The following is a 24,561-nucleotide window of genomic DNA, read 5'->3' on the forward strand; positions in this document are numbered from 1 at the left end:
CGCATACGCAGTTGGCTAGACAAGTCGTGGCGAGGAGACGGGCCTTCGCGATACCGTTCGGCCCACTAAAAGTTACGGAGCATTTCATGCCCAACCTGTCGTTTGTTTCGCCCACGCGCAACAGCCCGTGGGGGACCTATCTGTCGCAGATCGACGCCGTGGAGCCCTATCTGGGCAACCTCAGCCGCTGGGTCGAGACCCTGCGCCGCCCCAAGCGCGCCCTCATCGTCGACGTCCCCATCGAGCTGGACAACGGCACCATCGCCCACTACGAGGGCTACCGCRTCCAGCACAGCCTGACGCGCGGCCCCGGCAAGGGCGGCGTGCGCTACCACCCGGACGTGACGCTGGAAGAAGTGATGGCCCTGTCGGGCTGGATGACGATCAAGAACGCGGCCGTCAACCTGCCCTATGGCGGCGCCAAGGGCGGCATCCGCCTGGACCCCGCGCTGCTGTCGATGAAGGAGCTGGAAAAGGTTACGCGCCGGTACACCAGCGAGATCGGCATCATCATCGGCCCCAACCAGGACATCCCGGCGCCCGACGTCAACACCAACGGCAAGATCATGGCCTGGATGATGGACACCTATTCGATGAACGTCGGCGCCACGGCGACCGGCGTCGTCACGGGCAAGCCCATCGAACTGGGCGGCTCGCTGGGCCGCGTGGCCGCCACCGGCCGTGGCGTCTTCGTCGTCGGCCGTGAAGCCATGCGCCGCCTGAACATCGACATGGAAGGCGCCCGCATCGCCGTGCAGGGCTTCGGCAACGTCGGCTCCATCGCCGCCAAGCTGTTTGCCGCCAACGGCAGCAAGATCGTCTGCGTGCAGGACCACACCGGCACCATCGTCAACCACAACGGCTTCGACATGCAGAGCCTGCTCGATCATGTGGCCCAGACCCGCGGCGTGGCCGGCTTCAAGGGTGGCGACATGATCGCCAACGAGGACTTCTGGGACATCAAGAGCGACATCCTGATCCCGGCCGCGCTGGAAGGCCAGATCACCGCCGAGCGCGCCCAGCGCATCCAGACCCGCCTGGTGCTGGAAGGCGCCAACGGCCCGACCACGCCCGACGGCGAGGCCGTGCTGGCCGACCGCGGCATCGTCGTCGTGCCCGACGTGATCGCCAACGCCGGCGGCGTGACGGTGTCCTATTTCGAGTGGGTGCAGGACTTCTCGTCCTTCTTCTGGACCGAGGACGAGATCAACGTCCGCCTGGACAAGATCATGATCGGCGCCTTCAAGCACATCTGGGAAACCGGCGAGCACCACAAGATCCCGCTGCGCACCGCCGCCTTCACGGTGGCCTGCACGCGCGTTCTGCAGGCGCGCGAGGAACGAGGCTTGTACCCGTAAGCCGCGAGCACGGGCTGTCCGGGAGGGCGGCCCGCTGCCGTCGCAGGCGCTGCACCAACCGCAGGACGGATACTGCTGCGCCAAGGAAGCAGCGCCAAGACGATCGATGAGCCACAAGCCCACCACCGTGAACGAGCTGGGCGAGTTCACGGTCCTCATCGATGTGCGCTCCCCGGCCGAATACGCACTCGACCATCTGCCCGGCGCCATCAACTGCCCGGTGCTGGACGACGAGGAGCGCCGCATCGTCGGCACCATCTACGTCCAGACGTCGGCCTTCGAGGCGCGCAAGATCGGTGGTGCCATGGTGGCGCGCAACATCGCCCGCCACCTGGACGAACGCTTCCGCGACAAGCCCAAGGACTGGCGCCCCCTGGTCTATTGCTGGCGCGGCGGCATGCGCAGCGGCAGTTTCGTCAACTGGCTGCGGCTGGTGGGCTGGGACGCCCAGCAGCTCAAGGGCGGCTACAAGGCCTGGCGTGCCCATGTCATCGAACAGATTGCGTTGCGCGCGCCGCAGCTCGACCTGCGCGTGCTCTGCGGCCCGACGGGCAGCGCCAAGACGCGCGTGCTGCAGGCCCTGGCTGAGCACGGCGAGCAGGTGCTCGATCTCGAAGACCTGGCGGCGCATCGCGGTTCGGTGCTCGGGGCCATGCCCGGCAGGCCGCAGCCGTCGCAGAAGGGCTTCGAGACGCAGTTGATGCAGGGCCTGGCCGGTTTCGACCTGGGCCGCCGCGTCTGGGTCGAGGCCGAAAGCCGGCGCATCGGGCGCATCACCGTGCCCGAGCCGCTGCTGCAGCGCCTGCGCGAGAGCCCCGTCGTCGAGATCGACGCCTCGCCCGCGGCCCGGCTCGACTATCTGCTGCGTGACTACGCCTGGCTGGGCGACGACCCGCAGGCCCTCGCCGACAAGCTCGGCACGCTGCGCGAGCTGCTGCCCAAGGAGGTGCTGGCCGAGTGGCAGGACTGGGCGCTGGCGGGTGAGCTGCCGCCGCTCTTCGAAGCGCTGATGGCCAGGCACTACGACCCGCTGTATGCCCGCTCGCAGGGGCGGCATCTGGCGGGCCTGCCTGACGCCCAGCGCCTGCAATGCGAGGATCTGTCGGATGACGGCATCCAGGCCCTGGCCCGTCGCATCGCTTCACTGCCCTAGGCCACTTCCATGACCCCAACCTCCACCACGCCCCCGGTGCCACGCCTGACTTCGCTGTCGCATGGCGGCGGCTGCGGCTGCAAGATCGCCCCCGGCGTCCTGAGCGAGATCCTGAAGAGCGTGCGCAACTTCCCGGCGCCCAAGGAACTGCTGGTCGGCATCGAGACCGCCGATGACGCCGCCGTCTACCAGCTGACCGACGAGATCGCGCTGATCGCCACCACCGACTTCTTCATGCCCATCGTCGACGACCCCTTCGACTTTGGCCGCATCGCGGCGACCAACGCCATCAGCGACGTTTATGCCATGGGTGGCAAGCCCATCATGGCGCTGGCCCTGGTCGGCATGCCCATCAATGTGCTGCCGGTCGACGTCATCGGCAAGATCCTGGCAGGTGGCGAGTCGGTCTGCGCCGCCGCCGGCATCCCGATCGCCGGTGGCCACACCATCGACTCGGTCGAGCCTATCTACGGCCTGGTCGCCCTGGGCGTCGTGCACCCCCAGCGCGTCAAGCGCAATGCCGACGCCCGGCCGGGCGACCGGCTGGTGCTGGGCAAGCCGCTGGGCGTGGGGGTGCTGTCGGCGGCCTTGAAGAAGGAGGCTCTCGGCGCCGACGGCTATGCCCAGATGATCGCCACCACGACCCAGCTCAACACCCCGGGGCCGGAGTTGGCGGCGCTGGCGGGCGTCCATGCGATGACCGACGTCACCGGTTTCGGCCTGGCCGGCCACGCGCTGGAGCTGGCTCGCGGCGCCCAGGCCGGTGTCGAGATCGACTGGGCCAGCGTGCCCCTGCTGCCCCTGGCCCGTGCGCTGGCCGAACGCGGCATGGTGACGGGCGCCTCCGGGCGCAACTGGGCCGGCTATGGCGCGGACGTGCAGCTGCCCGCGGATTTCACGGCCACCGACCGCGCGCTGCTGACCGATCCCCAGACCAGTGGCGGCCTGCTGGTGTCCTGCGATGCCGGTTCTGTGGCCGAGGTGCTGGCCGTGTTTCGCGCCCATGGCTTCGAGGCCGCGGCGGAAATCGGTGGTGTGGTGGCCCAGGGCCCGGGCGGCCTGCGGCTGAGGTAGGTACGTAGGCACAATTCTGTCATCCCGGATGGACAGGCTGCGGCCAGCGGGCACAGTGCTGAAGCCTTCGTCATGACACCCGACCTGCCCGATTCCCCACCCGCCGGCCCTGACTGCCTTGGTCGCCGCCAACTGCTGCGCGGCGCGCTGGCCACGGCATTGCCGGCCCTGGGCCTGCCCGCAGCGGCGGCGCCGGGCCCGCTGATCGTCGGCGGCCTGCCGGTCACCTGCAATCTGACGTTGCCCATCGCCTGCTCGGCACGCATGGCGTCCAACAAGACGGCCGGCAGCTCGGCCTTCCAGTTCGAATACAGCAAATACAACGGCTGGCCCGAGATCAAGGAATCGCTGATGACGGGCGGCATCCAGGCCGCCTACATGCTGGCGCCCCTGGTCATGGACCTGGCCGACAAGAAGATCCCGGTCAAGGTCGTGTCCCTGGGCCACCGTTCGGGCGCCGTCATCATGGTGCGCACCGATTCGCCCTACAAGAAGTTCAAGGACCTGACGGGCAAGCGCATCGCCATCCCCAGCCGCTTTGCGGTGGACTTTCTGTTCCTGCGCAAGATGCTGGCCCAGGAAGGCATGACGCCCAAGGACATCCAGATCGTCGAGATGCCGCCGCCCGACATGCCGGCGGCCCTGTTCGCCAAGGCCGTGGACGCCTACTGCACCGGTGAGCCCTTTGGCGCCGCCGCCCAGCGTGCCGGCTATGCCAAGCCGCTGCGCATGACGCGCGACGAATGGCGCAACTACATCTGCTGCGTGCTGACGGTGCGCGAGGAACTCATCAAGGACAACCGGCCGCTGGTGCAGAACCTCGTCGACCATGTGCAGGGCGCCGGCAACTGGCTGGACCTGGGCGCCGCCAACCGCGAGAAGGCCATCCAGATCGCCGCCGGCCGCAAGTTCTTCAACCAGGATCCCAACATCCTGCGCTTCGTGATGGAGAACCCGACGGACCGCGTCACCTACGGCGACCTGCGCATGATCCGTGCCGAATTCGACGAGCTGATGCAGCTGTCCATCGAGGCCGGCACCATCAAGCAGCCGATCGCCTACGAGAAATACGTCGACGACAGCTTCGTCAAGGCGACCAAGGCGGCGCCCATCGCGATATGAAGCGTCGCGCCCTGTTGCTGGCCTCGCTGCCACTGCCCGCCCTGGCCGCAACCGAGAGGCTGAAGGCCGGTGTTTTCGAGCCCGCCCAGGCCGCGCCTGAGTTCGCGCTCAAGGGCAGCGACGGCGGCGCGCTGAATCTCGCCCGCTTCAAGGGCAAGCTGGTGCTGCTGGTGTTCGGCTTCACGAACTGCCCCGAGGTCTGCCCGACGACGCTGGCCACTCTGGCACAGGCACGCAAGCAGCTGGGCTCGGACGCCGCCGATGTGCAGGTCGTCTATGTGACGGTGGACCCCGAGCGCGACGACGTGAATCGCATCCGCCAATACCTCGAAGCCTTCGACAAGAGCTTTGTCGGCGGCACCGAGACGCCGGACAAGCTGGCCGCCATGCGCAAGCGCTATGGCGTCGTCGCGGAGAAGATCGCCGCCAAACAGCCCAATGCCTACGGCATGAACCACTCCACGTCGGTCTGGCTGATCGACCGCACGGGCAAGCTGCGGGCCATGATGCCCTATGGCCACGAGGCCAAGGACTTCGTGCATGACCTCCAGCTGCTGCTGGCTTCGAAGTGAAGCGCTGGCTGTGGCCGCTGCCGGTGGTGGCGCTGGCGCCGCTGGCCTGGGCTGCATTCGCTCCGCTTGAACTCGCCACGCGCGACGAGTTGTTCGAGATCCCCAAGGGCACCTATGCCCGGCGCATGGCCGGCGACAAGGTCGAGATCCTGCCCGACACCATCCACCTGACGCTGGGCCTGAACGACCAGCTGCTGCTGCGCAACCACGACGAGGTGCCCCAGCAGTTCGGCCCCGTCCTCATCATGCCGGGGCAGAGCTTTCGCCTGCCCTTCGAGGTCGCCTCGACCTACAGCTTTGCCTGCAGTGCCCATGCCAGCGGCCAGATGGCCGTCGTCGTCGCGCCCACGCCCGCGGCCGGCTGGCCGCGGCTGCAATGGCGCTGGCGGCACTGGAAGAACAACAAGACCTCCACGGAGACCGTCACTTGAACTCACGCCTGGCCAAGATATGGCCGCCATTGGCCGTCATCGCCGTCGTCATCGGCTTCTGGTGGTGGATCGTCGTCCACAACGAGAGCCCCATCTTCCCGACGCCCTGGCAAGTCGTCACCGGCACGCTGGAGCTGGCCCAGGACGGCACGCTGTGGGAGCACATCACCGCGTCGCTGATGCGCGTGGGCATCGGCTTCGGCCTGGCCATGCTGGTGGGTATTCCGCTGGGCCTGTGGATGGGCTGGGTGGCCGGCGCCTACCGCACCTTCAACCCCATCTTCCAGATGCTGCGGCCGATCTCGCCGATCGCCTGGATCCCGCTGGCCATCCTGTGGTTCGGCGTCGGTGACACCTCGCCCATCTTCCTGATCTTCATCTCCTCGGTCTTCCCGCTGATCGTGCAGACGACCTCGGGCGTGCACACGATAGACCGCCGTTACTTGCGCGCGGCGGCCAACTTTGGCGTCACGCGCGGCGTGCTGTTCCGTCGCGTCGTCATCCCGGCCGTGCTGCCGGAAATCATCATCGGCATGCGCATCGGCATCGGCGTGGCCTGGCTGGTGGTCGTGGCGGCCGAGATGATCGCGCTGCGCTCGGGCCTGGGCTATCTCATCATGGACTCGCGCAACGCCGGCAACCGCTATGACCTCGTCATCGCCGCCATGATCATCATTGGCGTCATCGGCCTCATGCTGGACGGCGTCACGCGCCTGCTCGAGAAACTCAAAACGGTGCGGTGGCGCTATGTCAGATAACAAGACTCCAAAGATTGCCGTCAAGGGCCTGACCAAGAGCTTCAAGGCCGCCAAGGGTGGGCAGCTGCCCGTCATCGAGGGCGTGGACTTCGAAGTCGCCGAAGGCGAATTCGTCGCCATCGTCGGCCCCTCGGGCTGCGGCAAGTCAACGCTGATGAACATCCTCGCCGGCTTCGAGAAGCCCGGTGGCGGTTCGTTGCACATCGACGGCAAGCCCCATCCAGGCCCCAGCCCGCAGGGCATCGTCATCTCGCAGTACGGCTCGGTCTTCCCCTGGCTGACCGTGCAGCAGAACCTGATGTTCGGCCTGACCGGCCAGGAGCATGGCGTCGATGCCGAGCGCGTCAAGCTGGCCGATCACTACGCCGCCATGGTCGGGCTCAAGGGCTTCGAGGGCGCCTACCCGCACGAGCTGTCGGGCGGCATGCTCAAGCGCGTGGAGCTGGCACGCGCCTTCATCGTCAAGCCCGAGATCCTGTATCTGGACGAGCCCTTCTCGGCCCTGGACGCGCTGATGAATCTGCGCATGCGCAACGAGCTGCTGCGCATCCTGGCCGAAGAAAAGCATACGGTGCTGCTCATCACCCACGACGTCGACGAGGCCCTCTACATGGCCGACCGCATCCTCGTGCTGTCGCCGCGACCCACGCGCATCCAGGCCCGTTTCGAGCTGGACATGCCGCACCCGCGGCGCCTCATCAGCCCCGAAATGGATCAGTTGCGCGAGGCCATCCTGAAAGAGCTCGGCTTGGAGATGCCAGCCTGATCAGCCCTTGAGGACGGCACCGGTGCTGTCCAGCACCCGCAGCGTCACGGGAATCGCCGGCGCCACGCTCTGCGTGACGGTGCAGTAGTCCTCGAAGGTGTCGAGCACGCGCTGGATGTGGCCGAGCTCACCCGCCGGCTTGCCCAGGTGCAGGTCCACCTCGAGCCCCTGTACGCGGTTGCGCCCACGCTCGTTGCGGCCCACGCTCGCCTTGACCTCGGTGCGCAGCGGCGAGGGGTCGTCCTTGTACTTCTGGCAGGCGAACCACAGCGAAGCGCTGAGGCAGTTGCCCACCGCCGAGGCCAGCAGCTCGACGGGGTCGGGACCGAGACCGGTACCGAAGGGCACGGGCTCGTCAGACAGCAGCACCGGGATGTCCGGCGAGTAACGGTGTTCGAACTGATAGCCCTGACGCTGGGTCAGGGTGACGCTGGGGTTGTCCATTGAAGCCTCCTGGGGTGGAGGCGATTCTCAGCGCAGGTCGTCGGTCTCGAAATAGATCTCGATCAAACCCTTGGCCTTGAAGGCCCGCCGCACGGCCGCGTTAGGCCTAGCGATGCCCTGAAGCGTCACGTCGACCTCGCCCTTCACCTCCGGCGCTTGCAGGCGCACGATATGGTCGAAGTCCGGCCGGCGATCGATGGTCTTGACCGCGAACCACTCGCTGCCCTTGCCGATCAATCGGTAGCGCCCGTTCGGGGCCTCGCGCTCGGCGGCGCTGAGGCGGCGGAACAGCAGCACCTCATCGACAACGACGCGCTGCTCAACGGCCTGCGGCTTGCCGCCACGTTCGAAGTGGCCCTCGAAGAAGCGCGCCTTGAACTCGCGCAGCGGCTTGGTGTGGCCCGGCGTGAAGCGCAGCAGGTCGAAGGCTTCGGGGTCGAAGGTCCACAGCCGGGGCTTGCGCGCCAAGGTCTCGCGCAACGCCTTGTCGGCGGCCCCATCGGCCAGGTGGAAGCGCAGCAGCACCTGGCTGTCGTGCGGCGTGTGGAACATCGGCAGGTGCGAGGCATACAGGCCCTCGCGGCCGCCGAAGACGGCCATGCCGTGGCCGCCGAAAGCGGATTCAGCGGTCTCTTCGGCGCGAGCCAGCAGGGGCAAGGCCGCCAGGGTCAACAGTGCGCGGCGCTTCATTCGGCGGCCTCCACGATGAGCTTGCCGCGGTGGTCGCTGGTGAACAGGCTCTGCAGCGTCGCGGGCAGCTTCTCGAAGCCCTTGACGACGGTCTCCGCGAAGACGATCTCGCCTCGCTGCACCATGGGCCCGACGATGCGCAGCATCTCGTCCATGCGGTGGAGGTAGTCGCGGGCCAGCATGCCCTGGATGGTGGCGCGCTGGTAGAGCATGTGGTGCAGGAATCGCGGCCCCAGTTCGGGCGCGTCCAGGCCGCCCGAGTACTGGCTGATGGCGCCGCAGATGACGATGCGGGCGCGGCGGTTGATCAGCGGAATGACGGCGTCGGTGATCCAGCCGCCGACATTGTCGAAATAGACGTCCACGCCGCCCGTCAGCGCCTTGATCTCGTTCGCGAGCGACTCGGTATCGGCATGCGCCTTGTAGTCCACCGCCCAGGTCAGGCCCAGCTGGTCACGCAGCCACTCACACTTGGCCGCGCCGCCGGCAATGCCGAGCACGCGGCAGCCATTCTTCAGTGCGAATTGCGCGACCAGCGAACCCACCGCCCCCGCCGCGCCGGAGACGACGACGACCTCGCCCGCCTTCGGAACTCCCGATTCCATCAGCCCGAACCAGGCCGTGCGGCCCGGCATACCCAGCACGCCGATGGCCGTGGACGGCGGCGCCAGTGCCGGGTCGAGCTTGCGCAGCACCGAGTGGTGGACGCGCGCATGCGTCTGCCAGCCCAGCATGCCTTCGACCCGATCGCCTTCCACCAGCGTCGGCACTGAAGACGCCAGTACGCGGGCGACGACGCCGGCCGTCTGCACCGTGTCCAGCGCATGCGGCAGTTCGTTGTAGGTCGGCTTGAGCGACTGGTTGATGCGCATATACGGATCCACCGACCACCAGCGCGCTTCCACCAGCACCTCGCCGGCCGACAGCGCGGTGGCCAGCGGCGTGGTGACCAGTTCGTAATGCTCGGGGCCGACCAGGCCCTCGGGATGGCGGCGGTAGAGCCACTGGCGGTTGTCGATGAAGGCGTCCATGGCGGCGATTCTTCTCCCCTGGACGTTTCTCGTGAAGCAAAACAAAGTCGACAATCGATGCCCAGCAAGACACGAAACCATGGACATCGCCGATCTGCGCAGCTTCCTCGTCATCGCCCGCCACGCCAATCTGCGCGCGGCGGCCGATGAGTTGCACCAGACGCCGTCGGCCCTGTCCAAGGCCGTCAAGCGGCTGGAAACCTCGCTGGCCACGCCCGTCTTCGACCGCATCGGCAAGGCCATACGCCTGAACGCCGCCGGCGAGCGCCTGTGTGAGCGCGCGCTGGCCCTGACCACTCTGGCCGATCAGACGGAGGCCGAATTTCGTGGTGTGAGCCTGCGCTCACATTGCCGTTTGCTGGCGCCGGCTGTGCTGCAGTGGGGATTCGGTGCCGCTATTGCAGCGCGGCTGCCGGGCTTCGGGCTTGCCTTCGTGACCTTGTTCGAGGACGCCGCCCTGGCGGCATTGGCCCGCGGCGAGGGCGACCTGGCCCTGGTCACCGGTGTCGCACTGGAGGCCGCGCTGCCCGCCGGCCTGCAGGCCCTGCGGCTTGGCGAGATCCGCATGCAGCTCGCCGCCGGCACCGGCCACCCGCTGGCCGGCCGCAGTGAAGTGCCGATGGCCGAGGTGCTGCAACACGACTTCGCCTGCCCACAACGCTCGATGTTCTGCGGCCTGGAGCGCGGCAGCCGCGCCGACGGCTGGCGCGACGACCGCCTGCCGCGGCGCATCCGCTTCTGGCTGGACGACCTGCAACTGCTGATCAGCCTGGTACGCAGCCGCCAGGCCCTGGCCTATCTGCCCGATTTCGCCCTCGCTGAAGCACCCGACCTGGTGCGCCTGACGGTGCCCGACTGCCCCTACGAATGCGTGGAGCAGGTCCATCTGGTGTGGCGCCCGGCGACGGCCAGCGGCGGGCTGGCGGGCCTGATGGCGGCGCTCTGAAACCCCTGTCATCGCGGGCCGTGGGCGCCGCGTTGCCGGCCATCACCCCTCGCTGCCGCCGACAACGGAATAATCCCCCCATGCCTCGCCTCCTCTCCCTTGCCCTGCCCGCACTGCTGGCCCTGCTGCTGGCCGGCTGCAGCGGTCTGCCTTCGCGGTCGACCAAACCCGAGAAGTCGGTCTACCAGGGCGAGAGCTTTGCCGCCGAGGAGACCTTCTCGCGGCTGTTCGATGCCAATGTCGAGGACACCTGCGAGGCGGCCCGGCGCGCCCTGCTCAGCCAGGGCTATGTCATCAGCAAGGCGGCCAGCGGCGTCGTGCAGGGCGCCAAGCATTTCCAGCCCGCGGGCGAGGTGCATGTCGAGATCGCCTTCAACGTCGTCTGCGTCGGTGACGGCCCCAAGCAGCAGATCGCCACCGCCTATGTCAGTGCACAGCAGGACCGCTACGCGCTGAAGAAGAGCAACCAGGCCGCCAGCCTGGGCGTCAGCGCGTTGGGATCCATCTCGGTGCCGCTCTCGTCCAGCGACGACGCCCTCGTCAAGGTCGCATCCGAGACGATTCCCGCCGGCGAGTTCTACGACCGCTTCTTCACGCTGATGCAGCGCATGCTGCGCGAGAACACGGCTTCGCGCTGACGGCGCCGACGTCAAAAATCACATTGGAATAAGTCATTTCTTAGGCATTGCGTCACAACCGCGCGAGCTTGCCCCCGCCTAGGATGGGTTCGCCATGGCCGAGCCCCTGCCCCCTTTCGTCCTGCCTGCTGCGCCCGGCTGGCGACCGCTGGCGGACTTCAGGCGGCTGATCGACGCCGCCTGGAAGGTGCCGGGCGACGCCGCGGAAGCGGCGCGGCTGCGCGGTGATCAATGGCGGGCCGTCGTCGACCAGTTGCCCGCTTCGGTCGTGGCCACGGCCATCGCCATCGGCCTGCTGCTGGTGTCGCTGGACGAACGTGCCGAGCTGGCCCATCTCGGGCCCGCGCTGATCGGACTGGTGGCCCTCAACGGCTTCAATTTCGTGCTGTGGTGGCATGAGCGCCACCAACGCGCGCCCGACGCACCGCCGCGCGGCATCCGGGCCGGGCTGCTGCTGGCCCTGGACCTGTTCATCGGCGGCGTGCTGGACGTGGTGCTGATGCTGCAGGTCGCCCAGCAGGTGCAGCCGAACCTGCACGCCCCCCTGGTCGCCACGGCTGCGGGCGCCATCGCAGCCGCCGCCTGGATGTTCGCGCTGCTGCCCGTCGTGGCCATCGCCTGGGTGCTGGGCGCCTGTGGCACGCTGAGCGTCGGCATCGCGCTGCTGCCCCTGCCCTGGATGAACGGCCTGCTGCCGCTGCTGCCGCTCTACGCCATCGTGCTGTGCATGGCGACCCTGCTGAACGCCCGCCTCTTCCTGCTGGGCCGGCACGCCCAGCACGAGGCCGCACGCGACCGGCTGACCGTGTCGCTGCTGCTGCGCGACTTCGAACACCATGCCAGCGACTGGCTGTGGGAGCTGGGCCACGACGGCCGGCTGCGCCACGTATCGCAGCGCATGGCCGAGCGCCTGGGCCGATCGGCACAAGATCTCATCGGCGAGCCGCTGCTGGCGCTGCTGGCCCGCCACCTGCCCGCCAACAACGCCGAGGCCCAGCAGCGCCTGGATCGCCTGGGCGACGCCCTGCTGGGGGCCGAGCCGCTGAGCGATCACGCCCTGCATCTGCAGGTCGGCGGCGAAGACGTCTGGTGGGCGCTGAGCGGGCGGCGACTGGAAGGCGACGGCGGCTGGCGCGGCGTGGGCAGCGACGTCAGCGAGGTGCGCGCGCGCGAACGCGAACTGCTGCGCCTGACCGACCAGGACACCGTCACCGGCCTGGCCAACCGCCACCAGTTCCACCGCCGCCTGGCCCTGTATCTTGGTGGCGGCGGACCGGTCTCGCCCTGCACGGTGCTGCTGCTCGACCTGGACTGCTTCAAGCAGGTCAACGACAGCCTCGGCCATGCCGCTGGCGACCACCTGCTCGCCGCCGTGGGCGAGCGGCTGCGCGACAGCCTCGCCGCCCGGCGCGGCAACGGCGACCTCGTCGCACGCCTGGGTGCCGACGAATTCGCGGTGCTGCTGCGCGGCGAGCTCAGCCCCGAAGCGACGCAGCGCCTGGGCAAGCAGTTGCGCTCGGCGCTGCGCGTGCCGGTGGCCATCGCCGGCCACGAGATCGATGTGCGTGTCAGCATCGGCGCGGCCTGCGCACCGCGCCACGCCCAGGCGGCCGACCCGCTGCTGCGCGCGGCCGACCTGGCCCTGTTCGCCGCCAAGGCCGCCGGGCGCGACCGCCTCGTGCTCTACGAACCGGCCCTGCAGCAGGAAGCCCAGGACCGCCTCGCGCTGCTGGCCGACCTGCGCCTGGCGCTGGACGAGGGTCAATTGGAGATGCACTACCAGCCGCAGATCGAGCTCGCCACCGGCAAGCTGCTCGGCTTCGAGGCGCTGATGCGCTGGCGCCACCCCACCCGCGGCCTCGTGCCGCCGGCCGTCTTCATCCCGCTGGCCGAAGACAGCGGACTCATCATTGCCATCGGCGCCTGGGCCCTGCTGAGGTCCTGCCGCGACGCCGCGCGCTGGCCGGGCGAGTTGCGCGTGGCCGTCAATGTGTCGGCGCTGCAGTTCGAGCGCAGCCCCATCGAGCTGCATGTGCTGGAGGCGCTGGAGCGCAGCGGCCTGCCCGCCGACCGCCTGGAGATCGAGCTGACCGAATCGGCGCTGCTGAAGGACGCCCAGCACGCCATCGACCTGCTGACCCGGCTGCGCGCGCTGGGTGTGCGCATCGCGCTGGACGACTTCGGCACCGGCTTCTCGTCGCTGGCCTATCTGCGCCGCCTGCCGCTGGACCTGCTCAAGATCGACCGCGCCTTCATCGCCGACCTCGACCACCCGCGCGCCGGCCCGACGGCGCGTGCCATCGTCTCGGCCATCCACGAACTCGCCCACGCCCTGGGCCTGCACACGGTGGCCGAAGGCATCGAGACGGCCGAACAGCAGCAGGTGCTGGCCGAGCTGGGCTGCGACCTGGGTCAAGGCTTCCTCTACGCCCAGGCGCTGCCGCGCGATGCCACGCAGGCCTTCGTCGAACTGGCCCACCGCCAGGGCCTGGGTGCCGCCCGCGAGGCCCACCTCGACTCCGTCAACCCGCCGCTGACAGTCTGGCCATCGACACGGCTGCAGCTGCGCAACCTGCTGCAGCTGCCGGATACGCGCTTCAGCGGCGGCGAGTCCTGAACCCGCGTCAGGGCTGACGGTTGCCGCCCGCGATGCGGGCCAGTTCGCCACTGGACACGGCCGCCTTCATCGCGACCGACAGCCGCTGCGCCAGTGCCTGCTGGCCCGGCGCAACCCAGACATGCAGATTGACGCGCGCCAGCACGCTGCGGTGCAGGGCCACGCCGTTGACCTTGGTCGGCGGGCCGTAGTCGCGCTCGACGTTCAGCAGACAGAGGTCGACGCGCTGCACCGCCACCATGCCCAGGCAGGCCTCGGCGCTGCTCGTGACCTCGACACCGCTGCGGCCGGCCAGCGTCAGCTCGACGGCCTTGATGCCGCGCACATGGGCCACGCTCAAGCTGCCCAGCTCCGCCCAGGAGGTGGGGGCCAGCGCCGGCGAGCGGCTGAAGGCCATGATGGTGGTGCTGAGCAGATGCGGGTCGACACGGATCGCGCCGGGCACGACCTGGCCGAACAGCGGCATGCGCAGCATGTCGGCGTCGTAGAGGCCGGCCGTGAAGCTGGCCAGCGCCCGGCCGACCGGCTCGCGCGCCAACGTGTAGCTCAGGCCGGCATGGCGCATGACCAGCGCGATGGCGGCATCGGCAATCTCGTTGCCGCGTGCCGACGCCGCGGGGCTGACGATCAGGCGCACCGGCTCCGCGATGGGCGCCGCGCCGGCCAGGCCGGCCCATGGCAGCAGGCAGGCAGCCCATCGGGCAAGGCAGCGGCGCAACATGGAGCCATCATCACGCAAGGCCGGTCGCCGCGGCGCAAAGAAACCGCCTTCGTACCTCGGTACCGACACCTCCCCCGATCCAGGGGTTTGCCACCGGTTTGCAGGACAACCCTGGATTGCAACCCAGGGTCGCGGCGCCCAAGCTCTGGGCACCGGAGGGATTCCGGACAAGGAGTGACCCATGAGAACACTGGCTCCCCTCGCGGCCCGCCTGGCCGTCGCTTGCCTCACCCTGGCGCCCCTGCTGGCCGAAGCTCAGGTCGCGCCACCCGGCTGCGGCGCGTCAGGCGCCGCCCCCTGCCCGGTGCCGGAGCCCGCCAGTTGGCCGCTGGTGGCACTCGCCCTCGGCGTGCTGGTCGCGGTGAAGTTCATCAAGCGCAAATAAAGCCACCCGCCGGTCTCGCCACGAGACCGGCCCGCCCCGTGGATTCAACCGGAGGTGACGGCGAGCTGCGCGGCTCGGCGCGCTTTGCCGTGGGCGAAGCGTCCGCGCGCAGACGGTGGCGCACCCTTCAATTCGCGAGTCGCCTGGCCCTTGCGGTCAGCAACTCGCGCTGCATGTCGTTGTCCGTCAATTCAGCCGCGCGCAGATAGGCCTCACGTGCCTCGCCGGCGCGGCCCAGGCGCTCCAGCACGTCGGCCTGCGCGCCAGCCAGGAAGGGGTAGCGCTGCAGCTGCGGCTCGGCCGCCAGCGCCTGCAGCAGCGGCCATGCAAGCGCGGGCCCGTCGGCGAAGCTGATGGCCACCGCACGGTTCAGCGCCACGACGGGCGAGGGGTTGAGCGCGAGCAGGCGGTCGTAGCCGCCGACGATGGCGTGCCAGTCGGTGTCCTCGGCCCGCGCCGCGCGCGCATGGCAGGCCGCGATCGCTGCCTGCAGTGAATAGGGGCCGGGCTCGCCCAGGCTCAGCGCGCGCTCGAGGGCGGTCAGGCCGCGGCGGATCAGCAGCTGGTCCCAGCGGCGGCGGTCCTGGTCGGGCAGCAGCACGGGCCGGCCCTGCGCGTCCAGCCGCGCGGGCAGGCGCGAGGCCTGGATCTCCAGCAGCGCGGCCAGGCCGTGCACCTCGGCATCGCCGGGCAGCAGATGCTGCAGCTGGCGCACCAGCCGCAGGGCTTCGTCGCAAAGGGCGGGCCGCAGCAGGCTGGCACCGCTGCCGGCGCTGTGGCCCTCGTTGAAGATCAGGTAGACGACGGCCAGCACGGCGCCCAGGCGCTGCTCGCGCTCCTCGGGACCGGGCAACTCGTAGGCCTGGCCATTGAGGGCCTTCTTGGCACGCACGATGCGCTGGGCCACCGTGGCCTCGGGCTGCAGGAAGGCGCGCGCGATCTCGGCCGTCTCCAGGCCGCCGAGCAGGCGCAGCGTCAACGCCACCTGGGCCTCGCGGGGCAGCACCGGGTGGCAGGCGATGAAGATCAGGCGCAGCAGCTCGTCGCCGATCTCGGCCTGGTCGCGCGCGGCGTCCAGGTGGTCGACGAAATCGGGCACGACATGGGTGCCGGCGGCTTCGTCATCGGCCGCGAGGTGTTCGTGCTCGCGCTCCAGCATGGCGCGGCGGCGCAGCCGGTCCAGGGCCTTGTTGCGGGTGGCGGTCATCAGCCAGGCGGCGGGGTTGGTGGGCTGGCCGTCGCGCGGCCAGGTCTCCATGGCGGCGATGAGGGCGTCCTGGGCGCAGTCCTCGGCTTCGTCGAGGTCGCGCAGCAGCTTGGCCGCGGCGCCGACGAGGCGGCTGCGCTCGATGCGCCAGACGCCGGCGGCAAGTTCAGCATGGCTCACGGCTCAAGTGCCGTCGTAAGCGCGCTTCAGCGCGGCGAGGTCGATCTTCTGCATCTTCCAGACGGCCTGGAAGACGCGCTGCACGCGGGCCGGATCGGGGTCGCGGACCATGTCGAACCAGGCCGCCGGGATGATCTGCCAGGACAGGCCCCAGGCGTCCTTGACCCAGCCGCATTGCGAGGGCGCGCCGCCGTTGGCGGGCAGTTGCTCCCAGAGCTTGTCGATCTCGGCCTGGTCTTCGCAGACGACGGTCAGCGAGAAGGACTCGTTGAGCTTGAAATAGGAGCCGCCGTTGAAGACCGTCATCCGCACACCGAACAGCTCGAAGTTGACGATCATGACCGTGCCGGCCGCGCCCGGCGCGTTCTCGCCCCAGCGCTGGGTGTCGATGACACGGACCTGGTCGGCGCCGAATACCTTCGAGTAATGCGCCACCGCGTCTTCGGCGCCCTTCTCGAACCAGATGAAGGGTTGGATCTTGTGTTGAATCTGCATGGTGATCTCCTTACTGTTGCGGCGGCATGCCGGTCATGTGGACGAGTTCCCAGTGGTGACCGTCCAGGTCCTCGAAGCCATGGCCGTACATGAAGCCGTGGTCCTGTGCCTCGCTCGGAATGTTGCCGCCGGCGGCCTTGGCCTTGGCAACGAGGGCATCGACTTCCTCGCGGCTTTCGCAGCTGAGGCAGACCCAGCCGGTGGTCGCCGTCTTGGCATCCGGGAAGGCCTTGGGGGTGAAGGTCCGCGCGAAGTCCTCCGCCAGCAGCATGGCGTAGAGGTTTTCGCCCAGCTCCATGCCCGCGCCCTTGTCGTTGGTGAACTGCGGATTGAAGCGGTAGCCGACGGCCTCGAAGAAGGCCTTGCTCTTGGCCAGGTCCTTGACCGGCATGTTGACGTAGATCTGCTTGTGCATGGCGATGCTCACAAAGGTTGGACGAGGTGGATGAGGTTGCCGCAGCTGTCCTCGAACATGACGGCCTTGATGGGGCCCATATTGACCGGCTCGCCGCGCACGACGACGCCGCGGTCGCGCAGCTTCTTGGCCTCGGCCTCGACGTCGGTGGTCACGAAGGCGGTGGCGGGGATGTTGGCCTCGTACAAGGCCTTCTGGTAGACCTTGGCCGGCGCAAAGCCCATGGGCTCCAAAGCCAGCTCGACACCGGCAATGCCATCGGGCGACACCACCGTCAGCCAGCGGTAGGTCGGGCCCATCGGGATGTCGGCCATCTTGGTGAAGCCCAGCTTGTCCGTGTAGAAGGCCAGGGCCTTGTCCTGGTCATCGACCATGACGCTGGTGATCTTGATTTGCATATTGACTCCTTTCAGTTGCTGCTTGCGGGCCGAGCGCCGGGCCGCTCCCTAGCCGGCCCGCGCTGGCGATGTGCTCGCGGCTCGAAGCCGCGGGCATCGTCGTCCCCTCGGGGGACCGACCAGGCATGCCCGCGTTCAGCGGGGCGAGGCTGGGCGAGGGGCTTCATTTCAGTGGATGGATTCGGACAGGGCCTTGAGGCGTTGCAGGGCCTGGGGCCAGGTGGTCTGCAGGAAATCGGTGAAGCCGTCGTCCCAGCTCTGCAGATGGATGGCCAGCCGCGTACCGCCGGCCGATGTGGCGCTGAAGACATAGCGCTCCCGGGCCGGTTCGCCATGCAAGGCGCTGTCGGCGACGGGACGGCCGTCCTTGATCTCACCGACCAGGCGCAGCGACAGCTCTTCATGCGGCCGCGCTACGTCGACGATGGCCTCCATGCCGAAGCCGCGCGGATCCAGGAAGCGCAGCCGGCGGCCGGCCTCCCAGTGGCCTTCGAAGTAGGAACCCTCGGCGAAGGCGCTGGTCCAGTCGCGATAGGCGAGGGGGTCGAACATGCAGTCCCAGACCCGTGCGGCCGGCGCTGCGATGTCGATGCCGAACTGCAAGTCCTTCATGGCGTGGCCTCCGCGATCTGGCGCAGGTTCTGCAGGCCATCCTCGAAGTCGCGACCCACCATCCTGTCCATGTTGATGAAGACGCCCATCAACTTGCTGATGAAGTTGGCCGGGCCGTTCATCGTCCAGCGCACCTCGGTGGCGCCGTCGGCGGTGGGTTGCAGCGCGAACTCGGCCTGGTTGTGGGCCTCGAAGGGCTTCACGAAATCCAGCTTCATCTGCACGACGCGGCCGGGCTGCTGGCTGGTGATCTCCAGGCTGCCGCTGCCGACCTCCTTGCTGTCCCAGTCGTAGCGGGAGCCGATGCCGCTCGCGGCGCCGCTGTAGGCGCTCTTGATCAGCGGGTCCTTGCGCTCATAGGGATTCCAGCGGTTGAAGGAACGCAGCTCGCTGATGAGGGGCCAGACCTTGTCAGCCGACGCCGCGATGCGCAGGCGGCGCTCGACACGGAATTCGTCGGGGCGGGTCGAGGCATAGGCCAGCAGCAGGGCGACGGCCACGCCGAGGCAGATGAGGATGATGGACAGGTTGCTCATGTCGCTCTTCTCATTCGCTGCGGATGGCCATGTCGCCGCCCGGGGCGAAGTCGGCGTCCTCGTAGAGGCGACGCACCTCGACCTCGCAGGCCATGCCGACGAAGGGCATGGGGAAGCGGCTCGCCCAGGCCTGGGCCTCCTCGACGGAACGCACCTGGATCAGCGTGTAGCCGGCGATCAATTCCTTGGTCTCGGCGAAGGGGCCGTCGATGCGCGCCATGCGGCCATCGGCCTCATAGCGCTGGCGCCAGCCGTCACGGCTGGGGCGCAGGCCGGCGCCGTCCAGCAGCACGCCGGCGCGGGCCATTTCCTCGTGGAAGGCGCCCATCTCCTCGAAGAGCTTGGCGTACTCGGGGCCGGGCGGGTCGCCACGCTCGCTGACGGCGGTGGCGCGGACTTGGATCATGAATCGCATGGCAGGTCTCCTGGGTTTGGCGAGGCAGACCGTTCGATTTCGCTGCCTTCATTCCCACGACGATCCATGCGGCCCGGTTTCGACGGCCCTCGGGTAACTACTTAAATCGCGAAACGTGGGGGGGTGTCCGGGCCGTGCGCTGGGCCGCTCCCGAGCCGGCCCGCCGGTCGATGTGCTTGCGGCTCAACGCCGCAAGCATCGCCGTCCCCTCGGGGGACCGACTGGGCACGCCCGCGTTCAGCGGCGCGAGACCGGACGAGGGGCTTACATGTAGCAGGGGCCCACGCCGCGGATCTCTACCGTCGCCCATTCGGCTGCCGGGCAGCGCTCGGCCCAGGCCATGGCGACGGCGGGATCCTCGGTGTCGAGCAGGAAATAGCCGCCCACCATCTCCTTGGCCTCGGCGAACGGCCCGTCCCAGACCTGGGCGCCGCCCTCGCGTTTGGCATAGCGCCGGGCCGCCGAGCCCAGCGAATTGGTGCCCAGCAGCAGGCCGGTCTCCTTGAGCTCGGCGGTGAAGTCCAGCATGCGCTGGTAGACGGCCTCGCCGGCGACGCGGCCACGTTCGGCGCGTTGGCCTATGGGTTCGACGATGAGCAACATCTGGGGCATGGTCGTGTCCGTGGGTCGGTGGCAATGGCCGGCATTCTGGCGCCTGTCGGCCCTCATTTCTGACAGTTGGGTTGTGCGCCCGATTGCGGCACAGTTGGGGACTTAGCGATCTTCATAAGCTCGCAACTCAGCGGAGGCCGAGATGGACGACATGACCCATGTCGCGATATTGCTCGTGAAGGCCACGCCCGACCTGCCCATCGTCGGCGCGGCGGCGGGGCGGGCCAAGGTGCTGGGCTACGACCCGCAGGCCCTGCGCGGCATGCCGCTGGGCCTGCTCTGCCCGCTGCGCCAGCCCGATGGTCGGCCGTCGGCGGACACCTTGGGCGAGGTGTTCGCCCAGCTGCAATGCGCCGGCTCGCTGAGCCTGCCCTGGAGCTTTCAGACCCGCGCCGGCGAGAGCCGCCCCCACGAGCTGCACCTGACGCTGACCGAGCGCGATGGCGAGCCCCAGGTCGCCGTCTGCATGGTGGACGTCAGCCGCATGCAGTTCGCCGAGGTGCTGAACCAGTCCAAGAACGAGCTGCTGGAGATGGTGGCCACCGGCCACACGCTGCAGCCCGTGCTGAACCGCCTGACCGCCCTCATCGAATCGCAGTTCGACGGCCTCTACTGCACGGTGCTGCTGCTGGACCTGGACGGCCGCCATGTGCGCGTCGGCGCCGGCCCGCGCATGCCGGCCGACTACATGCAGGCGCTGGAGGGCGCCGAGATCGGCCCGACGGCCGGTTCCTGCGGCACGGCCATGCATGACGACCGCCTCGTCATCGTGGATGACATCGCCACCCACCCGCTGTGGTCGGCCTACAAGGCCCTGGCCCTGCCCTATGGCTTCAAGGCCTGCTGGTCGGCGCCCATCCATGCGGCCAAGGGCGGCGTCATCGGCAGCTTCGCGATGTACTACCGCGAGGTCCGCCGGCCCAGCCCCGAGGAGATCAGTGCGCTGAACACCGCCAGCCATCTGGCCGGCATCGCCATCGACCAGGCCCGCCGCGACGAGGAGAGACGCCGCGCCGCCCAGTGGCTGGAAGAACAGGTGCAGGCCCGCACCGCCGAGCTGCTGGCGACGCAGGACGAGCTCGTCAACAGCCGCAAGCTCGCCGCCCTGGGCCAGCTGCTGGCCGGCATCGCCCACGAGATGAACACGCCGCTGGGCAACGCCCTGCTCAGCGCCAGCGCGCTGCACGCCGGCAGCACGGGCTTTGCCGAGCGCATGGCCGGCGGCGCGCCGCTGAAGCGCCAGGAGCTGGCCGACTGGGTCGCGCAGACGCGCACCGGCACCGAGCTCGTCGAGCAGAACGTCGACCGCGCGCTGCGCCTCGTCAACCGCTTCAAGGAGCTCACCGAAGGCAGCGGCCGCGCGCAACGCTCGCGCTTCGACTTGCGCGGCGCCGTGCAGCAGGCCTGGGGCCGCGTGCTGACCCGACTCGCCGGCGAACGCGCGCAGCTGGCCTGCGAGCTGCCCGACGGCTTCATGCTCGAGGGCTACGCCGAAGTGCTGCAGCAGGTGCTGGAACAACTGCTGGAGAACGCCTGCCGGCACGCCTTCCGCGACCACAGCGGCGGCCAGATCCGCGTCACGGCGCACCGCAGTGGCGACAACCGGCTGACGCTGGAGGTGCGCGACAACGGCGCCGGCATGGCACCGGCCGATCTGGCGCGGGCCTTCGAACCCTTCTTCACGACGACCTTCGGCCAGGGCGGCAGCGGCCTGGGCCTGTTCGTCGCGCACAGCCTGGTCCGCGGCATGCTGGGCGGCAGCCTGGAGCTGGAGAGCCAGCCGGGCCAGGGCACGGTCGCCCGGCTGGAATTGCCGCTGCAGCGCGACGCTGCGCTGGCGCTGGCCGCCTGACTTCCCACACGCGGACCGGCGCCGGGCCGCCCCAAGCCGGCCCGCAGGCGATGTGCTCGCGGCTCCATGCCGCGAGCATCGCCGTCCCCCCGGGGGCTGAGGCCGGACACGACAAGGCCTGTGGACTTGTCGTGCCTGCCGAAGAGCAGCCGCTTGGTCGGCTGCGCGGTCTGCAAGACCGACCAGGAACGCGCGCGTTCAGCGGCGCTGGCCTGGGCGAGGGGCTCCATTTCAACGGCGGATCGGCGAGCTGCCGCGCCAGGCAGGGTCGCTCCAGCGCTGGAAGGCGCCCATCAGCGCGGGCTCAGCAGACTGGCGCTCAGTGGCCAGGGTGCTGAGCGACACGACCTCGAAGCTGCGGCGGTACTTGCCTTCGGCGCGGAACTCGCGGGCCAGCAGCATCTGCGTGCCGCCCGGCACCCAGCCGGCGAACTCGGCCACGCCCAGGCCCGGCTGGGCCGGCGCCGGCGGCATGACCTCGATGCGCCAGCCGCCGTTCTTGCCCGGCTCCTTCAAGAAGACCCACAGCTCGCGCCAGCCATCCAGCGGCTGGGCGGCCAAGGCCAGGGCGCGGCCCTCGCGGTTCAGCGAGGCCGAGGCCAGCGCGATCTGGCCATAGCTGCAGCGGCGCGCGACCAGCTTGCCGCCTTCCTTCAGCTCGAGACAGCGTTCGCCATCGGCACCCGGCTGCAGGGTCAGCTGCAGGGCACCGAAATCACGCGCCGTGGCGGCCGTGCCCAACCAGCGCGCGGCATTCACGCGCATGGCCGCATCGGCGTAGGCGGCCTGATCGTCCTCGGTCAGCTCGGTCGGCGTGACACCGGCGAATTCGGCCAGGGCCGGCACCGCTTCACCGCCCGCGCCACGGCGGGTCTGGGCAAAGGCCAGACTCGCGGCGACCGAGGCACGGCGCATCAGCAGGCGGTTCTTCCAGTGCACCGGCAGCGTGGCGGCATCCACCTGGGCCAGCACCTGCTGGCGCCACTGGTCGCGCGCCTCGGCCTCGCGCGGCGTGGCGCGCGGGTTCAGGCAGTCGGGCCGCGTGATGGCCAGCGCGGCGCGCACGCGCTGCTCGGGCGTGGCGGCCGTGACGAGCATGCGGCGGAAGGCCTCGCCGTCATAGCAGACCTGCACGCGGCCCTCCTCGGCATCGAAGGACTCGAACTTCAGGCCATAGCGTGCCGCCACGTCCATCTGTGCGGCCAGCTGGCCCTCCAGCGGCTTGGCGGCCGGCGTGGAGGCGCGGTCGGCAATGCGCTCGGCAAACGTGCCCATGGCTTCCATCGCCTCGGCACCGCCGGGGCCGGCCAGCTCGGCCGGCGTGGCGACTTGCACATAGGCCGCGGCCAGGCCCAGGCCCAGGCCTTCGGTGCCCCACTGCTGGCGGGCCAGGCGCAGCTGCGACAGCAGCTCGCCGCTGGCACCTTCACCACGCGGCATCACCAGGACCTGGCCCTTGCGCAGCCAGCCACCGCGCTCGCGGCGGTAGTCCCACACCTGCCAGTGGTCGCCGCGCTCGGCGCGGATCTCCAGCGCTTCGCCGCGGCCCATCTGGGCCTGCAGCGAGGCGGTGTCGCGCGGGGCACCGCGCAGCGGCGCGTCCTGCACGACGAGACCGGCGCGCGGGAAGGCGGGCAGCTCGGGCACAGGCGCGGCCTCCGCCTTGGTCATGACGATGGCGGCCGCCGCGGAGGCGACGACGATCAAAGCAAAGCGACGCATGATGGCTTACTCCTTCTCCGTGGCTTCGCCATGGCCTTCAGCGGCGGCGGCCTTGGGCTGGGGCGAAGTGCCGCCGAGCAGCGCATTGCCGATGAACCCTCCCGAGCCGGGCGGCGCGATGATGACCTGCACCTTGTCCGAGAGCTTGTCGGCCATGGCCTTCTGCACCAGCAGCGGGTGCCTGGTCAGCAGGGCGCCCTCGGCCGCCATCTGGCTGGCATTGGCCTTGCCCACCTGGTTCAGGCGGTAGGCCTCGGCATCGGCCAGCTTCTGGCGCGCGGCGGCCTCGGCGTCGATCTCGATGCGGCGCGCCTTGGCCGAGCCTTCGGCCTGCTGGACGCGCGCAGCGCTGTCGGCCTGGGCTTCGAGGGCGCGCTGCTCGATCTGCTTCTGCTTGAAGGGCAGCACATGCTTCATGGCCTCCTCCTGGGCCTTGGCCGCAATGATCTGCTCGCGGCCGGCGGCCTCGGCGGCCGTCTCGCGGCGCACCTTGTCGGCGGCGGCGKYSAGCTCGGTCTCCTTGACCTTCTTGTCGGCGATCTCCAGCGTGTAGCGCATGCGTTCGCTGGCCAGGCTGTCGGCGAGCAGGTTGTCCATGCCGCGGCGGTAGTCGGGCGGCAGGTCCACCGAGCCGATCTGCACGCTCTTCAGCAGGATGCCGTCACTCGCCAGCTTGGCGCGCAGCTCGGCCTCCAGCGCGCTGGCGATCTCGGCGCGCTGGCTGGAGAAGATCTCGCGCACCGTGTGCTTGGCGATCTGCTTGTAGACGACGGCCTGCACGGCCGGCGCGATGACGTCAGCCTCGATGTTGTCCGGCAGCTTGCGCGACAACTCGGCCAGGCGCTTGTCGTCCACGGCCCAGCGCACATTCATGTCCAGGCCCAGGGACAGGCCTTCGACCGATTGCAGCGGCGCCGGGCCGCCCGCCTTGGCGATGGCCTCGGGGTGGTAGGTCTGGTCGCGCAGCGGGAACAGGCGCACCTCGTGCAGGCCGGGAACGCGCAGCAGGCTGCCTTCACGGAACTCCTGGGTGCCGCCGCTGAACTGGTTGGTGCGCAGTGCCGCCTGGCCGTGGGGAACGGCCTGCAGGGGCGGGTGCATGACGACGGCATAGCCCACGCCCGTCACGGCCGCCAGGATCAACAGCGGCGGCAGGGCGCGGCGCAGGGGAAACGCAGCGGTGGGCGCAGCGTCGAAATCGGCGTTGGAATGGGCCTCGAAGCCGTGGCTGGCGCCGCGGCCGAATGCGTTGCGGAGGGAAGCGACGAGGGTCTTGAGGCGTTGCAGCATGATGGTGGTTTCCTTGGCTCCTGCATCGCCGAGTGGTTGTTGCGATGCATGGCGGCCATGGTTCCCCGTCATGCGGGAAGGGACGAGAGCGGCGCGGGGTGGCTGTCTTCCGGGAGGGCGG

At 69.3% G+C, this 24,561-nt stretch carries 27 protein-coding genes; 13 read left to right on the forward strand and 14 right to left on the reverse strand.

All coding sequences use genetic code 11. The features are described 5' to 3' along the window. Nucleotides 1-86: 86 nt before the first annotated feature. The 8 genes from AC1DW3_RS04570 (at nucleotide 87) to AC1DW3_RS04605 (ending at nucleotide 7,234) form a co-directional block, all read left to right on the forward strand. Nucleotides 87-1,358 carry a Glu/Leu/Phe/Val family dehydrogenase gene (locus tag AC1DW3_RS04570; RefSeq protein WP_477929006.1) on the forward strand — a complete coding sequence of 424 codons (1,272 nt, stop codon included), beginning with the start codon at nucleotides 87-89 and terminating at the stop codon, nucleotides 1,356-1,358. Between the two features lie 106 nt (nucleotides 1,359-1,464). Next, nucleotides 1,465-2,511 carry a tRNA 2-selenouridine(34) synthase MnmH gene (gene mnmH, locus AC1DW3_RS04575; RefSeq protein ID WP_477929008.1) on the forward strand — a complete coding sequence of 349 codons (1,047 nt, stop codon included), beginning with the start codon at nucleotides 1,465-1,467 and terminating at the stop codon, nucleotides 2,509-2,511. Nucleotides 2,512-2,520: 9 nt separating this feature from the next. After that, on the forward strand, nucleotides 2,521-3,585 hold the full coding sequence (selD, locus tag AC1DW3_RS04580; RefSeq protein ID WP_477929010.1) for a selenide, water dikinase SelD: 1,065 nt from the start codon (nucleotides 2,521-2,523) through the stop codon (nucleotides 3,583-3,585). A 72-nt stretch (nucleotides 3,586-3,657) separates the two neighbouring features. After that, nucleotides 3,658-4,707, forward strand: coding sequence for an ABC transporter substrate-binding protein (locus AC1DW3_RS04585; RefSeq protein WP_477929012.1), 1,050 nt, complete (start codon nucleotides 3,658-3,660; stop codon nucleotides 4,705-4,707). After that, nucleotides 4,704-5,279, forward strand: coding sequence for an SCO family protein (locus AC1DW3_RS04590; protein WP_477929013.1), 576 nt, complete (start codon nucleotides 4,704-4,706; stop codon nucleotides 5,277-5,279). The genes AC1DW3_RS04585 and AC1DW3_RS04590 overlap by 4 nt, the downstream gene beginning before the upstream one ends. Next, on the forward strand, nucleotides 5,276-5,710 hold the full coding sequence (locus tag AC1DW3_RS04595) for a cupredoxin domain-containing protein (protein ID WP_477929015.1): 435 nt from the start codon (nucleotides 5,276-5,278) through the stop codon (nucleotides 5,708-5,710). The genes AC1DW3_RS04590 and AC1DW3_RS04595 overlap by 4 nt, the downstream gene beginning before the upstream one ends. Beyond that, nucleotides 5,707-6,468, forward strand: a complete 762-nt coding sequence (locus AC1DW3_RS04600; RefSeq protein ID WP_477929017.1) for an ABC transporter permease — start codon at nucleotides 5,707-5,709, stop codon at nucleotides 6,466-6,468. Before AC1DW3_RS04595 ends, AC1DW3_RS04600 begins: the two co-directional genes overlap by 4 nt. Next, nucleotides 6,458-7,234, forward strand: a complete 777-nt coding sequence (locus AC1DW3_RS04605) for an ABC transporter ATP-binding protein (protein WP_477929018.1) — start codon at nucleotides 6,458-6,460, stop codon at nucleotides 7,232-7,234. The genes AC1DW3_RS04600 and AC1DW3_RS04605 overlap by 11 nt, the downstream gene beginning before the upstream one ends. Here AC1DW3_RS04605 and AC1DW3_RS04610 read toward each other — a convergent pair whose 3' ends face one another. From AC1DW3_RS04610 to AC1DW3_RS04620, 3 genes are read right to left on the reverse strand one after another with little or no spacing between them, the layout of a single operon-like run. After that, complete coding sequence (locus tag AC1DW3_RS04610; protein ID WP_477929020.1) at nucleotides 7,235-7,678, reverse strand: OsmC family protein; 444 nt, start codon at nucleotides 7,676-7,678, stop codon at nucleotides 7,235-7,237. A gap of 27 nt (nucleotides 7,679-7,705) precedes the next feature. After that, on the reverse strand, nucleotides 7,706-8,368 hold the full coding sequence (locus tag AC1DW3_RS04615) for a hypothetical protein (protein ID WP_477929022.1): 663 nt from the start codon (nucleotides 8,366-8,368) through the stop codon (nucleotides 7,706-7,708). Continuing rightward, nucleotides 8,365-9,399: an NADP-dependent oxidoreductase gene (locus AC1DW3_RS04620; RefSeq protein WP_477929024.1), complete on the reverse strand. Its 1,035-nt coding sequence runs from the start codon at nucleotides 9,397-9,399 to the stop codon at nucleotides 8,365-8,367. The genes AC1DW3_RS04615 and AC1DW3_RS04620 overlap by 4 nt, the downstream gene beginning before the upstream one ends. 79 nt (nucleotides 9,400-9,478) lie before the next feature. Here AC1DW3_RS04620 and AC1DW3_RS04625 point away from each other — a divergent pair, with 79 nt between their 5' ends. The 3 genes from AC1DW3_RS04625 (at nucleotide 9,479) to AC1DW3_RS04635 (ending at nucleotide 13,600) form a co-directional block, all read left to right on the forward strand. Next, on the forward strand, nucleotides 9,479-10,345 hold the full coding sequence (locus tag AC1DW3_RS04625) for a LysR family transcriptional regulator (RefSeq protein WP_477929026.1): 867 nt from the start codon (nucleotides 9,479-9,481) through the stop codon (nucleotides 10,343-10,345). Nucleotides 10,346-10,425: 80 nt separating this feature from the next. Next, nucleotides 10,426-10,983, forward strand: coding sequence for a DUF2242 domain-containing protein (locus AC1DW3_RS04630; protein ID WP_477929028.1), 558 nt, complete (start codon nucleotides 10,426-10,428; stop codon nucleotides 10,981-10,983). A 94-nt stretch (nucleotides 10,984-11,077) separates the two neighbouring features. After that, a complete protein-coding gene (locus AC1DW3_RS04635) occupies nucleotides 11,078-13,600 on the forward strand; it encodes a putative bifunctional diguanylate cyclase/phosphodiesterase (protein WP_477929030.1) in 2,523 nt (840 codons plus the stop codon). Between the two features lie 7 nt (nucleotides 13,601-13,607). On the opposite strand, the gene AC1DW3_RS04640 is transcribed toward AC1DW3_RS04635, so the two are convergent. Then, a complete protein-coding gene (locus AC1DW3_RS04640) occupies nucleotides 13,608-14,321 on the reverse strand; it encodes a hypothetical protein (protein WP_477929032.1) in 714 nt (237 codons plus the stop codon). Between the two features lie 181 nt (nucleotides 14,322-14,502). Here AC1DW3_RS04640 and AC1DW3_RS04645 point away from each other — a divergent pair, with 181 nt between their 5' ends. Beyond that, nucleotides 14,503-14,706 carry a PEP-CTERM sorting domain-containing protein gene (locus AC1DW3_RS04645; RefSeq protein WP_477929034.1) on the forward strand — a complete coding sequence of 68 codons (204 nt, stop codon included), beginning with the start codon at nucleotides 14,503-14,505 and terminating at the stop codon, nucleotides 14,704-14,706. Between the two features lie 127 nt (nucleotides 14,707-14,833). On the opposite strand, the gene AC1DW3_RS04650 is transcribed toward AC1DW3_RS04645, so the two are convergent. The 8 genes from AC1DW3_RS04650 to AC1DW3_RS04685 form a co-directional block, all read right to left on the reverse strand. Further along, nucleotides 14,834-16,093: an RNA polymerase sigma factor gene (locus AC1DW3_RS04650; RefSeq protein ID WP_477929036.1), complete on the reverse strand. Its 1,260-nt coding sequence runs from the start codon at nucleotides 16,091-16,093 to the stop codon at nucleotides 14,834-14,836. Nucleotides 16,094-16,096: 3 nt separating this feature from the next. Then, the gene (locus tag AC1DW3_RS04655) at nucleotides 16,097-16,588 is read right to left on the reverse strand and encodes a VOC family protein (RefSeq protein WP_477929038.1); all 492 of its coding nucleotides are present in this window, start codon (nucleotides 16,586-16,588) and stop codon (nucleotides 16,097-16,099) included. Nucleotides 16,589-16,598: 10 nt separating this feature from the next. Then, nucleotides 16,599-17,003: a VOC family protein gene (locus tag AC1DW3_RS04660; RefSeq protein WP_477929039.1), complete on the reverse strand. Its 405-nt coding sequence runs from the start codon at nucleotides 17,001-17,003 to the stop codon at nucleotides 16,599-16,601. An 8-nt stretch (nucleotides 17,004-17,011) separates the two neighbouring features. Beyond that, nucleotides 17,012-17,401 (reverse strand): VOC family protein, encoded by a 390-nt coding sequence (locus AC1DW3_RS04665; protein WP_477929041.1) that lies wholly within the window; start codon nucleotides 17,399-17,401, stop codon nucleotides 17,012-17,014. 168 nt (nucleotides 17,402-17,569) lie between these two features. Then, on the reverse strand, nucleotides 17,570-18,013 hold the full coding sequence (locus AC1DW3_RS04670; RefSeq protein ID WP_477929043.1) for an SRPBCC domain-containing protein: 444 nt from the start codon (nucleotides 18,011-18,013) through the stop codon (nucleotides 17,570-17,572). Further along, nucleotides 18,010-18,549 (reverse strand): SRPBCC family protein, encoded by a 540-nt coding sequence (locus tag AC1DW3_RS04675; protein WP_477929045.1) that lies wholly within the window; start codon nucleotides 18,547-18,549, stop codon nucleotides 18,010-18,012. Before AC1DW3_RS04675 ends, AC1DW3_RS04670 begins: the two co-directional genes overlap by 4 nt. A 10-nt stretch (nucleotides 18,550-18,559) precedes the next feature. Beyond that, the gene (locus tag AC1DW3_RS04680; RefSeq protein ID WP_477929046.1) at nucleotides 18,560-18,964 is read right to left on the reverse strand and encodes a YciI family protein; all 405 of its coding nucleotides are present in this window, start codon (nucleotides 18,962-18,964) and stop codon (nucleotides 18,560-18,562) included. A 264-nt stretch (nucleotides 18,965-19,228) separates the two neighbouring features. Continuing rightward, on the reverse strand, nucleotides 19,229-19,576 hold the full coding sequence (locus AC1DW3_RS04685; protein WP_477929048.1) for a YciI family protein: 348 nt from the start codon (nucleotides 19,574-19,576) through the stop codon (nucleotides 19,229-19,231). Between the two features lie 142 nt (nucleotides 19,577-19,718). Between AC1DW3_RS04685 and AC1DW3_RS04690 the strand changes: the two genes are divergently transcribed. Beyond that, nucleotides 19,719-21,428, forward strand: coding sequence for an ATP-binding protein (locus tag AC1DW3_RS04690; RefSeq protein ID WP_477929050.1), 1,710 nt, complete (start codon nucleotides 19,719-19,721; stop codon nucleotides 21,426-21,428). Nucleotides 21,429-21,659: 231 nt separating this feature from the next. Here the strand turns inward: AC1DW3_RS04690 and AC1DW3_RS04695 are convergent, their stop codons facing one another. Beyond that, the gene (locus AC1DW3_RS04695) at nucleotides 21,660-23,150 is read right to left on the reverse strand and encodes a hypothetical protein (RefSeq protein ID WP_477929052.1); all 1,491 of its coding nucleotides are present in this window, start codon (nucleotides 23,148-23,150) and stop codon (nucleotides 21,660-21,662) included. Between the two features lie 6 nt (nucleotides 23,151-23,156). Beyond that, nucleotides 23,157-24,440 (reverse strand): SPFH domain-containing protein, encoded by a 1,284-nt coding sequence (locus tag AC1DW3_RS04700; RefSeq protein ID WP_477929054.1) that lies wholly within the window; start codon nucleotides 24,438-24,440, stop codon nucleotides 23,157-23,159. Nucleotides 24,441-24,561: the final 121 nt, after the last annotated feature.

Source organism: Roseateles sp. P2_H4, from assembly GCF_056403315.1.

Coding starts and splice junctions, on each gene's coding strand:
- mnmH (WP_477929008.1), top strand. CDS start 1,465: ATGAGCCACAAGCCCACCACCGTGAACGAGCTGGGCGAGTTCACGGTC.
- selD (WP_477929010.1), top strand. CDS start 2,521: ATGACCCCAACCTCCACCACGCCCCCGGTGCCACGCCTGACTTCGCTG.
- AC1DW3_RS04585 (WP_477929012.1), top strand. CDS start 3,658: ATGACACCCGACCTGCCCGATTCCCCACCCGCCGGCCCTGACTGCCTT.
- AC1DW3_RS04590 (WP_477929013.1), top strand. CDS start 4,704: ATGAAGCGTCGCGCCCTGTTGCTGGCCTCGCTGCCACTGCCCGCCCTG.
- AC1DW3_RS04605 (WP_477929018.1), top strand. CDS start 6,458: ATGTCAGATAACAAGACTCCAAAGATTGCCGTCAAGGGCCTGACCAAG.
- AC1DW3_RS04610 (WP_477929020.1), bottom strand. CDS start 7,678: ATGGACAACCCCAGCGTCACCCTGACCCAGCGTCAGGGCTATCAGTTC.
- AC1DW3_RS04615 (WP_477929022.1), bottom strand. CDS start 8,368: ATGAAGCGCCGCGCACTGTTGACCCTGGCGGCCTTGCCCCTGCTGGCT.
- AC1DW3_RS04620 (WP_477929024.1), bottom strand. CDS start 9,399: ATGGACGCCTTCATCGACAACCGCCAGTGGCTCTACCGCCGCCATCCC.
- AC1DW3_RS04625 (WP_477929026.1), top strand. CDS start 9,479: ATGGACATCGCCGATCTGCGCAGCTTCCTCGTCATCGCCCGCCACGCC.
- AC1DW3_RS04630 (WP_477929028.1), top strand. CDS start 10,426: ATGCCTCGCCTCCTCTCCCTTGCCCTGCCCGCACTGCTGGCCCTGCTG.
- AC1DW3_RS04635 (WP_477929030.1), top strand. CDS start 11,078: ATGGCCGAGCCCCTGCCCCCTTTCGTCCTGCCTGCTGCGCCCGGCTGG.
- AC1DW3_RS04640 (WP_477929032.1), bottom strand. CDS start 14,321: ATGTTGCGCCGCTGCCTTGCCCGATGGGCTGCCTGCCTGCTGCCATGG.
- AC1DW3_RS04645 (WP_477929034.1), top strand. CDS start 14,503: ATGAGAACACTGGCTCCCCTCGCGGCCCGCCTGGCCGTCGCTTGCCTC.
- AC1DW3_RS04655 (WP_477929038.1), bottom strand. CDS start 16,588: ATGCAGATTCAACACAAGATCCAACCCTTCATCTGGTTCGAGAAGGGC.
- AC1DW3_RS04660 (WP_477929039.1), bottom strand. CDS start 17,003: ATGCACAAGCAGATCTACGTCAACATGCCGGTCAAGGACCTGGCCAAG.
- AC1DW3_RS04665 (WP_477929041.1), bottom strand. CDS start 17,401: ATGCAAATCAAGATCACCAGCGTCATGGTCGATGACCAGGACAAGGCC.
- AC1DW3_RS04670 (WP_477929043.1), bottom strand. CDS start 18,013: ATGAAGGACTTGCAGTTCGGCATCGACATCGCAGCGCCGGCCGCACGG.
- AC1DW3_RS04675 (WP_477929045.1), bottom strand. CDS start 18,549: ATGAGCAACCTGTCCATCATCCTCATCTGCCTCGGCGTGGCCGTCGCC.
- AC1DW3_RS04680 (WP_477929046.1), bottom strand. CDS start 18,964: ATGCGATTCATGATCCAAGTCCGCGCCACCGCCGTCAGCGAGCGTGGC.
- AC1DW3_RS04685 (WP_477929048.1), bottom strand. CDS start 19,576: ATGCCCCAGATGTTGCTCATCGTCGAACCCATAGGCCAACGCGCCGAA.
- AC1DW3_RS04690 (WP_477929050.1), top strand. CDS start 19,719: ATGGACGACATGACCCATGTCGCGATATTGCTCGTGAAGGCCACGCCC.
- AC1DW3_RS04695 (WP_477929052.1), bottom strand. CDS start 23,150: ATGCGTCGCTTTGCTTTGATCGTCGTCGCCTCCGCGGCGGCCGCCATC.